The sequence below is a fragment of the Streptomyces sp. NPDC008150 genome, assembly GCF_042956945.1.
GTDB lineage: Bacteria > Actinomycetota > Actinomycetes > Streptomycetales > Streptomycetaceae > Streptomyces.
This window is the reverse complement of the sequence record NZ_JBIBHJ010000015.1, coordinates 158,524-171,487: the sequence shown is the minus strand read 5'-3', so window position 1 is coordinate 171,487 and position 12,964 is coordinate 158,524. Positions and strand designations below refer to the sequence as shown.

Sequence of the window (12,964 nt, the reverse complement as noted above, 5' to 3'; positions counted from 1 at the left end):
CCGGTGGGGGCCTCACTCGGGTGGGGGTGCGCACGCGGAGCCGGCACTCCTCCTCGGATCCTCGGACGAAGCCCGTGAGCGGCGAAGAGACCGACCCCGTGTGCCCGGGTGAGCGGCACGCCCCTACGCTAGAACGCGGCACGGCCCCATCCCAAGGAGGGAACCCCCTAGGGGAGTTGGGCAGGGAAAACCCTCGGTCGCCCCTCAGTAAACCCAAGTGGGGCTCACGGTGCGCGCCGCCCCGCCGCCAGCCGGACGATGTCCACCCGTGAACGGATGCCGAGCTTGCGGTAGACGCGGGTGAGGGTCGCCTCCACCGTCTTGACGCTGATGAACAGCCGCGCCGCGATCTCCCGGTTGGTCGCGCCCTCCATGACGAGCCCCGCGACCTGGCGTTCCATCGCCGCGAGTCCCTCCAGGACCGCCGGGGTCAGCGCCGGCCGTACCGGACGGGCCGCCTCGGCCGCCTCGACCCTGGCCAGCCAGGGCAACGCGCGGCAGCGGCGGAACAGCCGGGCCGCGGCGTCGTACGCGCCGGGCCGCTCGGGGCGCAGCGAGGCCAGGGCGAAGGCCGTGCGGGCCTCCTCCAGCCCGTAGCCGAGCCGCGCGAACCGGTCCCGGACCGCCGTCAGCCGCACGGCCGCGGAGTCCACGTCGCCGCGTGCCGCCCGCGCCAGTGCCTCGGCCCTGTCCAGCGCCGCGAGGACGCTCTCGCGGGAGAGCCGCAGCGCGTGCACCCGGGTCACGTCGATCAGGGACTGCGCCTCGGCCGGTTCGCCGGCCAGCACCAGTGCCTCGGCGAGGTCTCCGTGCCAGCGCCCGCGCGCCGGGTCGGTGATGCCGAGCCCCGCCTCCAACTCCCGTGTGCGGCGCAGGGACCGCACCGCGCCCTGGGCGTCCCCGGCGACCAGACGCGCGTAGCCGAGGGCGCCCAGGGCGCGCGACAGGTACATCTGGTCGCCGTCGCGGTCCGCGTTCTCCGCCGCCTCCCGGGCCAGCATCAGCGCCCGTTCCACGTCGCCGCCCGAGGCCTCCGCGAGGGAGGTCAGCATCGCGGAGGCGACCTCGCCGATGCCCGAGTCGCGGGCCAGCCGCAGGCCCTCGCCCGCGAGGTCGAGCGCGCGTCCGCAGTGGCCGGACCTCAACTCCGTTTCCGCCAGGCCCCGCAGGAAGTGCACCTCGCTCTCCACCGAACCGCGCCGCCGCACCTCGCCCAGCAGCGCGGTGATCGTCGTCCGCGCCTCGGGGAGCCGGTCGCTCATGATCAGCCAGCGGAAGCGGGCCGAGCGGGCGCCGTTGTGGTGGCACGCCACCCACGGGTCCTGCGGCTCCTGCAACGCCCGGCGGATGGTCTCGGGCGCGTTCGGGTGCCCGGTGAGGGTCTCGGCCTGCGCCTGGAACGAGAGGGCCATCAGCTCGGTGCGCCGGTCGCCCGCCCGGGCCGCCAGTTCCGCCGAATGGGCGCCCTCCGCACGGGCCTTGGCCACGTCGCCCGCCACGATGAGCGCGCGCCAGGCGAGTTGGTAGTGGACCTGTGCCAACAGGCCCGGATCGTCGCCCGCGTCGGCCAGCGCCTGCGGGAAGGCCGCGTCGACCTCGGTGATGGCCTGCCCGGCGGTGTCGATCACCACGGTCCAGGCGCGGACCCGGTCGGCGGGCACCGTCGCCCGGGTCAGCACGTCGCGCGCCACGTCCCGCGCGAGGTCCAACTCGCCCGCGGTGATGGCGTCCTCGGCCGCCCGCAGCCGCCTGTTGTCGGGTCCGGGAGTGCTGTCGGGCGGGGTGTGGCGGGCGGCGAGCAGACCGAGGGACGCGGCCACCGACGGGGCCCCGCGGTCCCGTGCGAGCGCCGCGGCCTCCGAGAGGCGCGCGGCGACGTCGGGGTCGGTCCCGGTGGCCGAGAGCGCCAGGTGCCGGGCGCGTTCGATCGGATCGCCGGCCGCCGTGGACAACGCGGCGTGCGCCGCCCGCCGTTCGGGCGCGGGTGCCTCCGCGTACAGGGCCGCCGAGATGAGCGGGTGCGCGAACCGTACGGCCGGTCCCTCCGGTTCGGTGGCCAGCAGGCCGAGCGCCGCCGCCCGGCCCGTCTCGGCCTCGGCGTCGTCGCGTCCGGCCGCGTGCAGCAGCGCCAGGGTCGGCCGTGCCCCGGCACTGGCCACCAGGAGCGTGCGCCGGGCCTCGGCGGGCAGCAGGTCGAGGCGGTTCAGCACCAGGGCGCGCAGCGAGGTCGGCACGGGCAGCGGTTCGCCGGGCCGCGGGGGAGTGGCGCTCTCGGCGAGCGCCCGGCCCAGTTCGAGCGCGAACAGCGGGTTGCCGGCGCTGGTGGTGTGGATGTCCCGGACCGTGGAGCGGGGCAGCCCCGTGTACCCGCGCTGGAGCAGCAGGTCGGCGACCTGGTCGCGGGTGAGCGGGCCGAGCCGCACGGCGAGCGTGTCGGGCGGCGACGCGTTCAGGTAACGGTCGTACTCCTGGCCCTCGGTGCCCTCGGTGCGTACCGCGCACAGCAGTCGTACGGGGGTGTCGCCCAGGCGGCGGGCGGCGAAGCCGAGGAGTTCCGCGCTCGCCGGATCCAGCCACTGGAGGTCGTCGGCCACGACGAGGACGGGCCCGTCGGCCGCGAGTGCCCGCAGTACCGACAGCACCGCCAGCCGCAGGGCGAGGCCGTCGCGTCCCAGGCTGTTCTCGCCGCGTCCGCCGGTGAGCGCGGACTCCAGCGCGGTGCGCTGGGCGTCGGGCAGCTTGGCCGCGACGTCGTCGAGGACCAGGCCGAGGAGGTCGGCGAGGGCGAGGAAGGGGAGGTGGGACTCCGACTCGGTGGCCGAACAGCGCAGCACGGTCGCCGTCGGCGTCGTGAACTCGGCGGCCAGCGCGCGCAGCACTGTCGACTTGCCGATTCCGGCGGGTCCGTGCAGCAACACGCTCCCGCCACGGGTGAGTTGGTCCCGGGCGCCGGCGAGCGGTGCCTCCCGGCCGATAACCGGGTCGGGGCGGCGTCTGGCAGGCTCCGTGAAGTCCTGTCGCACGGTCACCGCACCCCCTCCTATGTCGTGTCCGGGCCAAATTCTAGGGAACGGGGCCTTGAATTCGGGACGGACCGGGTGGTGATGGGTGGTGAGGGAAATAACAGGGGCGCCCGGCGTGGAGGGGCACGTGACCGGGGGCGACGGTGTGGCGGGCGGCGGGTTCGGGGGACCGTCGCGGGGGCGTGAGCGGTCCTGGGGCGTCCGGGGGCGGGGGTGCGGGGGGACGGGGAGTACTGCCGGGCGGAGCGTTCTGCGCCAAGTGTCTTACGTGGCCGTCCCGTTCGCGAGAGGGCAGGCGTGCGGGTGCCGCTTTTCGAGCTCTTTCCGTGCCCTTTGCCTCACGGCAGCAGCCCCGCCCTGCGGGCGGCCGCCACCGCCTCGCCGCGGGTGTGGGCGCCCAGCCGGCGCATCGCCGACCGCAGGTAGCCCTTCACCGTCTCCGCGCCGAGGCCCAGCCGTTCCGCCGTCGCCGCGTTGGTCGCGCCGGCCGCCACGCACGCCAGGACGTCCACCTCGCGGGGCGCCAGGCAACTCGGCCCCGCGAGCGGGGACTCCGTGCCCGGCGCCGTCAACCTGCGGCAGACCTCCAGGAGTTCGTGCCGCAGCTCCGGGTCCTCGATGCGCGGGGCGAGCGCACGCAGCGCCGCGTGCGCCTCCCTGACCCGTTCCCGGGCGCCGCCGTCCTCCGCCGACGGCGCGCTGTCGCGCGGCGGTTGCGTGCGGGTCGCGGCGAGCAGGCCGCGGGCCTCGTCCCGCGCGGCCAGGGAGCGCGACACCTCCCGTGCCGCCTCCACCGCCGCGCCGAGCGTACGGTCGCCGAGCGGCTGCGCGGTGCGCAGCGCGGCGTAGAGCACGCCGTGCACCCTGCGGTGCACCACGACCGGCACCGCCAGGACGGAACGCAGCCCCTCGGCGGTCACGGCCGCGTCGTACTCGTGGCTGATGCGGCGCGAGGCCGAGTAGTCGGTCACCGCGCAGGGCCGCGCGAGCACTATCGCCCGGCCGCCGAGCCCGGTGCCCGAGGACACCGCGAGCGCGCTCAGCGCGCGGGTCGAGGTGCCGCTCAGCTCGCTGATCCGCACCTGCCCGCGTCCCGACTCCACCAGCCCGCCGAAGGCGACCGGCAGCCCCGTGGCGCGGCGCAGCGCCGCCAGCGCACCCCGGATCTCGACCGTTCCGGCTCCGTCTGCTGCCACCCGTTCGCCCCTTCCTCGCGGCATTTCCCAGGAGCTCACCCCCGTTCGGGGGTAGTGAGACCCGCGTCACGGATTACACGATGGGCGGGAGCCGCGGCAATGGTCCGGCACCGAGGAGGACAGATGACGACGGCGACGGATCTCTTCCGCAGGGCACGGGACTTCCTGCTGGAGCACCGCGAGGACTACGCCACCGCCTACGCGGGCTTCGAGTGGCCCCGCCCCACGCACTTCAACTGGGCGCTGGACTGGTTCGACGAGATCGCGCGGGACAACGACCGCACCGCCCTGCACATCGTCGAGGAGGACGGCACCGAGACCCGGGTGTCGTTCGCCCAGATGTCCGAACGCTCCGACCGGGCCGCGAACTGGCTGCGCGAGCGCGGCGTCGGCCCCGAGGACCGCGTCCTCGTGATGCTCGGCAACCAGGTCGAGCTGTGGGAGACGGCGCTGGCGGCCATGAAGCTGCGGGCCGTGGTCATCCCCGCCACTCCGCTGCTCGGCACCGCCGACCTGCGGGACCGCGTCGAGCGCGGCCGGGTGCGGCACGTGATCGCACGGGCCGGTGACGCCGCGAAGTTCACCGGGGTGCCCGGCACCTACACGCGTACCGCCGTCGGCGGCCACGTCCCCGGCTGGCAGCGCTACGAGGACGCGTACGCCGCTCCGGCGGGCTTCACGCCCGACGGGCCGACCCTCGCCGACGACCCGCTGATGCTCTACTTCACGTCCGGCACGACCGCCCGGCCCAAGCTGGTCGAGCACACCCACATCTCGTATCCGGTCGGGCACCTCGCGACGATGTACTGGATCGGCCTGCGCCCCGGCGACGTCCACCTGAACATCTCGTCACCCGGATGGGCCAAGCACGCCTGGTCGAACCTGTTCGCCCCCTGGAACGCCGAGGCGACCGTCTTCATCCACAACTACACGCGCTTCGACCCGGCCCGCCTGATGGCCGAGATGGACCGCGCGGGGGTGAGCACGTTCTGCGCGCCGCCGACCGTGTGGCGGATGCTCATCCAGGCCGACCTGACCGCGCTGCGCACCCCGCCCCGCGAGGCGCTGGCGGCGGGCGAACCGCTGAACCCCGAGGTCATCGAGCAGGTCCGGCGGGGCTGGGGCCTCACCGTGCGGGACGGCTTCGGGCAGACCGAGACCGCCGTGCAGGTCGCCAACTCCCCGGGCCAGCGCCTGAAGACGGGCTCGATGGGCCGCCCCACCCCGGGCTACCGCGTCGAACTCCTCGACCCGGTCTCCGGCGCCCCCGGCGCCGACGAGGGCGAGATCGCGCTCGACCTGTCCACCCGCCCGGTCGGCCTGATGACCGGCTACCACGGCGACGCCGACCGCACGGCGCAGGTGATGGCCGGGGGCTACTACCGGACCGGCGACATCGGCTCGCGCGACGCGGACGGCTACATCACGTACGTGGGCCGGAGCGACGACGTCTTCAAGGCGTCCGACTACAAGATCAGTCCGTTCGAGCTGGAGAGCGCGCTGCTGGAGCACGAGGCCGTCGCCGAGGCCGCGGTGGTGCCCGCGCCGGACCAACTGCGCCTGGCCGTGCCGAAGGCGTACATCGTCCTGGCCGAGGGCTGGGAGCCCGGACCCGACACCGCGAAGGTGCTGTTCGAGCACTCCCGCGAGGTCCTCGCGCCCTACAAGCGGCTGCGCCGGCTGGAGTTCGGCGAACTTCCCAAGACGGTCTCCGGCAAGATCCGCCGCATCGAACTGCGCGAGGCGACCGCCCGGGGCTCCGCCCGGGAGTACCGCGAGGAGGACTTCCGGTGACGGAGAACGGCAACGGAACAACGGACGGGCCGGGCACACCCGTTGCCCTCTCGTACGCCCACGGGACCAGCACCACGCCGCTGCTCGGCGACACCATCGGCGCCAACCTCGACCGGGTGATCGCCGCCTTCCCCGAGCGCGAGGCACTCGTGGACGTGCCGTCCGGACGGCGGTGGACGTACGCCGAGTTCGGCACCGCCGTCGACGAGGTGGCGCGCGGCCTGCTCGCCAAGGGGCTCGGCAAGGGCGACCGGGTGGGCATCTGGGCGGTCAACTGCCCCGAGTGGGTACTGGTGCAGTACGCGACCGCCCGCATCGGTGTCGTCATGGTGAACATCAACCCGGCATACCGGGCGCACGAGTTGGAGTTCGTCCTGCGGCAGGCCGGCATCTCCCTGCTGGTCGCCACCCCCGCGCACAGGGGGAGCGACTACCGGGCCCTGGTGGACCAGGTCCGCGCCAAGTGCCCGCGACTGCGCGAGACCGTCTACATCGGCGACCCCTCGTGGGACGCCCTCACGGCGGCGGGCGCGTCGGTGCCGGCGGACCGACCGGCGTCCCTGGCACGTCAGTTGAGCTGCGACGACCCGATCAACATCCAGTACACGTCGGGCACGACCGGCTTCCCCAAGGGCGCCACGCTCTCGCACCACAACATCCTCAACAACGGCTTCTGGGTGGGCCGTACGGTCGGCTACACCGAGCACGACCGGGTCTGTCTGCCGGTGCCGTTCTATCACTGCTTCGGCATGGTGATGGGCAATCTGGGCGCCACGTCGCACGGTGCCTGCATCGTGATCCCGGCGCCCTCCTTCGACCCGGCGGCGACGCTCGCGGCGGTCCAGCAGGAGCGCTGCACCTCGCTGTACGGCGTCCCGACGATGTTCATCGCGGAGCTCGACCTGCCCGACTTCGCGGCCTACGACCTCGATTCCCTGCGCACCGGGATCATGGCCGGATCGCCGTGCCCGGTCGAGGTGATGAAGCGGGTGGTCGGCGAGATGCACATGGCCGAGGTCTCCATCTGCTACGGCATGACCGAGACGTCCCCGGTGTCCCTCCAGACCCGCCGGGACGACGACCTGGAGCACCGCACCGGGACCGTCGGCCGCGTCCTGCCGCACATCGAGGTGAAGGTCGTCGACCCCGTCGACGGCACGACCCTGCCGCGCGGCGAGTCGGGCGAACTGCGCACCCGCGGCTACAGCGTCATGCTCGGCTACTGGGACGAGCCCGGGAAGACCGCCGAGTCCGTGGACGCGGGCCGCTGGATGCACACCGGCGACCTGGCGATGATGCGCGAGGACGGCTACGTGGAGATCGTCGGCCGCATCAAGGACATGATCATCCGGGGTGGCGAGAACATCTACCCGCGCGAGATCGAGGAGTTCCTCTACGGGCACTCCAAAGTCGCCGACGTTCAGGTGGTCGGCGTCCCGCACGAGCGGTACGGCGAGGAGGTGCTGGCCTGCGTGATCGCGCGCGACCCGGCCGACCCGCCGACGCTGGAGGAGGTCCGGGCCTTCTGCGACGGGCAGTTGGCCCACTACAAGATCCCGACGCGGCTCGCGCTCCTCGACGCGTTCCCGATGACCGTGTCGGGCAAGGTGCGCAAGATCGAGCTGAGGGAGACGTACGGGGACTGAGGGGAGGGGAGTTCGGCCGTCCGGACGCCCGAGTCCCTTGATAAGCAGGGGAGTTCGTGGTGTCGCGCGTCGCGTGGGCTCGTGTCGCGCGCGGAGCGGAGCGCCGGGCCCCGTCCCCTCCCGTCACGCCTGCGTCGTGTGCAGTTCCTCCGCCGCCCCGTTCACGGGCTGCGGAGCGCCCGCCGGGTCGAGCACGTAGAGCGGGACGCCGAGGCTGTCGGCGCGTGAGCGGGCGTCGTCGGTGTACCCGGCCAGGGAGAAGTACGCGCACCGCGCCGAGCGGGCCAGCGCCGTGAGCCAGACGCACTCCACGTCCCGCAGCGGGGCCGGGCCGATCGACGGGTCCACCTGCGCCAGCAGGTCACCGGCGGTGAGGGCGACGCCCGGGGCGGGCCGCTCCTCGGCGCGGCGGACGTCGCGGAGGCCGAGCCAGCGCAGGTAGAGCGCGGTCGCGGTGATCATGTCGCGTGCCGTGCGCACCGGGACGGACCGGAAGGCGGGTCGTACGGGCGCGACGGCGGGCAGCCGTGCGGCGAGGTACTCGGCGGGCCGGGCCCCGGCGTCCTCGGGCGGGCGGTCGCCGGCGGCACCGCCTCCGGCGGGGCGGGGCTCGGCCGGGCGGTCGTCCGCCGCCCCGGTGCCGCCCTTCTCCGGTGCCGGGACCAGGGCCACCCGGAGCACCGTGCCGCAGGGGCAGCCCAGTTCGGGGCGCGGCCACTGGTGCCCGCGCCCGCAGGCGCCGCAGCGCACGACGATCCACTGCTCCTCCCAGGCGGGCCGGGTGACGGGAGTCGCCGGGAGGTCGCGGTGCAGCGCGGGCGCCACGGGGGAGCCGCACGCGCACGGGTAGGAGGGGGCGGTGTAGCGGTGCGTGCGCCGGCAGTCCGGGCAGCGCACCGGCACGCTCTCGGGCATGGCCCACTCCAAGGCGTCGTCTTCGGGCCGACGGTCCCCATCGTCCTCCGACCGGCCACGTCTGTCCGGCCGTTGACGGTCTTCGTCCCCGGCGCCGCAGGGCGTCCCTCCCTTGACGCTCCATGCGGCTGCCCCTACATTGCTTCCAGATAGCAGAAGAAAGGTTCCGTAATACGGAAGTCGCAGACGCGAACGACATGGTGACCGCACTCGCCGCGGGGCGCGACGGGAGTGCGGGGCCGACAGCCGAAGCAGGAGTACTCCATGGCTCGTATGACCGCTGCCCGCGCGGCAGTCGAGATCCTCAGGCGCGAGGGCGTCGCCGACGTGTTCGGTGTGCCGGGCGCCGCGATCAACCCGTTCTACGCCGCGCTCAGGGCCTCCGGCGCCATCGCCCACACCCTCGCGCGCCACGTCGAGGGCGCGGCGCACATGGCGGAGGGCTACACCCGCGCCGCACCCGGCAACATCGGTGTCTGCGTGGGTACTTCGGGCCCCGCCGGCACCGACATGATCACGGGTCTCTACTCCGCGACGGGCGACTCCGTGCCGATCCTCTGCATCACGGGCCAGGCCCCGACCGCCGTGATCCACAAGGAGGACTTCCAGGCCGTCGACATCGCCGCGATCGCCGGACCGGTGACGAAGATGGCGGTCACCGTCCTGGAGGCGGGGCAGGTGCCCGGCGTCTTCCAGCAGGCGTTCCACCTGATGCGCTCGGGGCGGCCGGGACCCGTCCTGATCGACCTGCCCGTGGACGTGCAGCAGACCGAGATCGAGTTCGACCCCGACACCTACGCACCGCTGCCGGTCCACCGCCCGGTCGCCACCCGCGCCCAGGTCGAGAAGGCGCTCGGGATGCTCAACGCGTCCGAGCGCCCGCTGATCGTCGCCGGCGGCGGGGTCATCGGCGCCGATGCCTGCGAACTCCTCGTGGAGTTCGCCGAGTTGACCGGCACGCCGGTGGTGCCCACCCTCATGGGCTGGGGTGCCCTGCCCGACGACCACGAACTGAACGCCGGCATGGTCGGCCTCCAGACCTCGCACCGCTACGGCAACGCCACCTTCCTGGAGTCCGACTTCGTCCTCGGCATCGGCAACCGCTGGGCCAACCGGCACACCGGGCGCCTCGACGTCTACACGGCGGGCCGCACCTTCGTGCACGTGGACGTGGAGCCCACCCAGATCGGCCGCATCTTCGCCCCCGACTACGGCATCGCCTCCGACGCGAAGGCGGCGCTGGCCCTCTTCGTCGAGGTGGCAAGGGAGTTGAAGGAGGCGGGACGGCTGCCCGACCGGGCGCGATGGGCCGCCGCCGCGCAGGAGAAGCGGGCCGCGCTCCAGCGCCGTACGCACTTCGACGACGTGCCGATCAAGCCCCAGCGCGTCTACGAGGAGATGAACAAGGCGTTCGGCCCGGAGGCCCGGTACGTCTCCACCATCGGCCTCTCGCAGATCGCCGGCGCCCAGATGCTGCACGTCTTCCGGCCCCGGCACTGGATCAACTGCGGCCAGGCGGGCCCCCTCGGCTGGACGATCCCGGCGGCGCTCGGTGTCGCCACGGCCGACCCCGACGGGACCGTCGTCGCCCTCTCCGGGGACTACGACTTCCAGTTCATGATCGAGGAACTCGCGGTCGGCGCGCAGCACCGCATCCCGTACGTGCACGTCCTGGTGAACAACTCCTACCTCGGCCTCATCCGCCAGGCCCAGCGGGCGTTCGACATCGACTTCCAGGTGAACCTGGAGTTCGAGAACATCAACTCGCCCGAACTGGGCGTCTACGGCGTCGACCACGTCAAGGTCGCCGAGGGGCTGGGGTGCAGGGCGATCCGGGTGACCGACCCGGGCGAACTGGGCGCCGCCTTCGAGCAGGCGAAGAAGCTCGCCGCCGAACACAGGGTGCCGGTCGTCGTGGAGGCGATCCTGGAACGGGTCACCAACATCGCCATGTCGACCACCAACGACATCGGCGCGGTCGTGGAGTTCGAGGAACTCGCCACCGAGCCGGCCCACGCGCCCACGGCGATACGTACGTTGAAGGGGTGAGGGGCGAAGGGGCGCGCGTCCGGACCCGCGTGAGCCGCGATCCCGACGCGACCTGAGCTGCTGCCCCGGACGGGCGGTGGGCGGTGTGGAGCTGTCGCCGGAGAGGCGACGTCTCCCGCCGTCCCACCGCCCGTTTTCGCGTGGGGCCCCTCAGTAGGAGGCGCCGCACCCGGTGAAGCCGCCGCTGCCCGACGAGCCGCCCCGCACGTCGCGTTCGGACCGGCCGCCCCGGCCGGTGAGACCTCCCTCGTCCGTGAAGCGCGGCACGAGCGCGGTCAGTGCCCGTCTGCCGTGCAGGGCCACCGCCATGAGGACGTCGTCCACGGGCAGTTGGTACCGCTCCTCGCCGGTGGGCACCGGGTGGGCGCGGCGCAGGGACCGCAGGGCGCGTCGCGCGGCCCGGGTGCGGCGGGGCGGCAGGGACCGCAGCAGCCCCGCCCCGGCCAGCTCGGCACGCAGTTCCGCGACGGCGCGCCGGACACCCGGCCGGTCCATCAACTCCGCCATTCCGGCGGGCCGGTAGAGCGCCGCGTGGACGGCCTTCTCCAGCGGCACCGAGTGTTCGCCGTGGCTCGCCGACGCGGCCGAGGTCCGCAGGGTCCCTCCGCGGCCCGCCTTCACGGCGCCCCGCAGATGCAGGGCGACCAGTGCCACGACGACCGCGGCCCGCGGTCCGCCGCGCAGGTGGGCGACCTCGTGCGGGGCGATCCCGGGCGCGGTCGCGCGGTCCGGGTCCGCGCCGCCGGCCGCCCGTGCCCGGCCCTCCGCGTCCGCCCGCCCGTCCCCGTCCGTCTCGCCCGTCTCGCCCACGGCGTCCCCCTGTCGGAACAAGGGCGGGGCCCGCCGCCCCCGTGCCGGCGGGCCCCGCATGCGGGTGTTGTGCCCGGCGTGCCGGGGGTCCGAAGCGTCGCGCGGCCGGTTCAGAGGTTGATTTGAGCAACACGCAGCCGCCGTACGTCCGTTGACGTACGGCGGCTGCGGAAGTCCTCGACGGGCATTGCGGCGCGGGCGCCCGAGAGGCGCCGGGCCGGGACCGCGGCGGCCACGACGGACTCCGGGGGCCTTCCCTCAGGTCGAGAAGGGGCTCCGGGTCCTTCACCACCGCACTGGCTCGTGGGCCGCCGCGGTCCTCGCCCTGTCCGTGACCACCGGGGCGCTCCCTCAGCCGGTGCGCCCGGGGGTCACGGACTGCACGCGCGCGACTGACGTGTCGTCAGCAGGCGCGTGCGGTCGGTTGGTTCGGGTCTCGCGCGGGCGCGCGAGGGTGGTGCCGGACCGCGGCGGCGCCTTGGGCGCGACAGGACAGATGTCGGCGCCGCCGCGGTCCGGGGCTTGGGGGAGGCCGGTCAGACCTCGGTGCCGGACAGCCGCTCCACGGACCGCAGGAGGGCCGAGTGGTCGAGCCCGCCGTCGCCCTGGGCGCGCAGCCCCGCGATGAGCTGGGCGACGACCGCGCCGACGGGGAGCACGGCACCGACGGCGCGGGCGGCGTCCGTGACGATGCCCATGTCCTTGTGGTGCAGGTCGATGCGGAAGCCCGGAGTGAACTCCCGGGCAAGGAAGTTGTCCTTCTTCCGGGCCAGGACGGTGGAACCGGCGAGACCGCCGCCGAGGACGTCGAGGGCGGCCCTGAGGTCGACGCCGGACTTCTCCAGGAAGACGACCGCCTCCGCGCACGCCTCGATGTTGACGGCGACGACGAGCTGGTTGGCCGCCTTCACCGTCTGGCCCGAGCCGTGCGGCCCGCACAGCACCACCGTCTTCCCGAGGGCGTCGAACAGGGGCCGGGCGGCGTCGAAGTCGGCCTGCTCGCCGCCGACCATGATGGACAGCACCGCCTCGACGGCCCCGGCCTCCCCGCCCGACACCGGGGCGTCGAGCACGCGTATGCCCCTGTCCCGGGCGTTGCGTGCCAGGTCGACGGAGGTCTGCGGGGTGATGGAGGACATGTCGATCAGCAGGGTGCCGGGGCGGGCGTTCTCCAGGATGCCGTCGGGCCCGTAGGCCACCGCCTCCACCTGGGGCGACGCCGGCACCATCGTGATCACCACGTCGGCGTCGCGCACCGCCTCGGCGATCGAGCCGGCCGGGGTGCCGCCCGCCGCGGCGAGCCGGTCCAACTTGCCCTGTTCCAGGGTGTGTCCGGTGACGTCGTAGCCCGCCTTCACCAGGTTCTCCGACATGGGGGAGCCCATGATGCCGAGACCGATCCAGGCGACGCGCGGCAGGGCGGCGGACCCGGAGGGGCGGGCGTCGGACGTGTCGGCGGAAGAGGGCGTGCTCGTGGTGCTCATGGCGGGTTACCTCTCTGATCTGACAGGTCTGCGGGCGCGTGGACGCG

Annotated in this window: 8 protein-coding genes; 3 read left to right on the top strand and 5 right to left on the bottom strand. The window is 74.0% G+C overall.

Annotated features, from left to right (window positions below; genetic code table 11):
* Nucleotides 1–224 precede the first annotated feature (224 nt).
* Nucleotides 225–3,029: an AAA family ATPase gene (locus ACFZA0_RS30895; RefSeq protein ID WP_391023038.1), complete on the bottom strand. Its 2,805-nt coding sequence runs from the start codon at nt 3,027–3,029 to the stop codon at nt 225–227.
* Between the two features lie 332 nt (nt 3,030–3,361).
* Nucleotides 3,362–4,219 (bottom strand): LuxR C-terminal-related transcriptional regulator, encoded by an 858-nt coding sequence (locus ACFZA0_RS30890; RefSeq protein ID WP_391023036.1) that lies wholly within the window; start codon nt 4,217–4,219, stop codon nt 3,362–3,364.
* Between the two features lie 123 nt (nt 4,220–4,342).
* Here ACFZA0_RS30890 and ACFZA0_RS30885 point away from each other — a divergent pair, with 123 nt between their 5' ends.
* Nucleotides 4,343–6,013: an AMP-binding protein gene (locus ACFZA0_RS30885; RefSeq protein ID WP_391023034.1), complete on the top strand. Its 1,671-nt coding sequence runs from the start codon at nt 4,343–4,345 to the stop codon at nt 6,011–6,013.
* Complete coding sequence (locus ACFZA0_RS30880; RefSeq protein WP_391023032.1) at nt 6,010–7,659, top strand: AMP-binding protein; 1,650 nt, start codon at nt 6,010–6,012, stop codon at nt 7,657–7,659. Before ACFZA0_RS30885 ends, ACFZA0_RS30880 begins: the two co-directional genes overlap by 4 nt.
* A gap of 123 nt (nt 7,660–7,782) precedes the next feature.
* Here ACFZA0_RS30880 and ACFZA0_RS30875 read toward each other — a convergent pair whose 3' ends face one another.
* Nucleotides 7,783–8,574, bottom strand: coding sequence for a hypothetical protein (locus tag ACFZA0_RS30875; RefSeq protein ID WP_391023031.1), 792 nt, complete (start codon nt 8,572–8,574; stop codon nt 7,783–7,785).
* Between the two features lie 264 nt (nt 8,575–8,838).
* Here ACFZA0_RS30875 and gcl point away from each other — a divergent pair, with 264 nt between their 5' ends.
* Nucleotides 8,839–10,623: a glyoxylate carboligase gene (gene gcl / locus ACFZA0_RS30870; protein WP_391023029.1), complete on the top strand. Its 1,785-nt coding sequence runs from the start codon at nt 8,839–8,841 to the stop codon at nt 10,621–10,623.
* 150 nt (nt 10,624–10,773) lie between these two features.
* Here the strand turns inward: gcl and ACFZA0_RS30865 are convergent, their stop codons facing one another.
* Both ACFZA0_RS30865 and ACFZA0_RS30860 read right to left on the bottom strand, forming a co-directional pair.
* Nucleotides 10,774–11,433, bottom strand: a complete 660-nt coding sequence (locus ACFZA0_RS30865) for a TIGR04222 domain-containing membrane protein (protein ID WP_391023027.1) — start codon at nt 11,431–11,433, stop codon at nt 10,774–10,776.
* A gap of 536 nt (nt 11,434–11,969) precedes the next feature.
* Nucleotides 11,970–12,917, bottom strand: coding sequence for a 2-hydroxy-3-oxopropionate reductase (locus ACFZA0_RS30860; protein ID WP_391023026.1), 948 nt, complete (start codon nt 12,915–12,917; stop codon nt 11,970–11,972).
* Nucleotides 12,918–12,964: the final 47 nt, after the last annotated feature.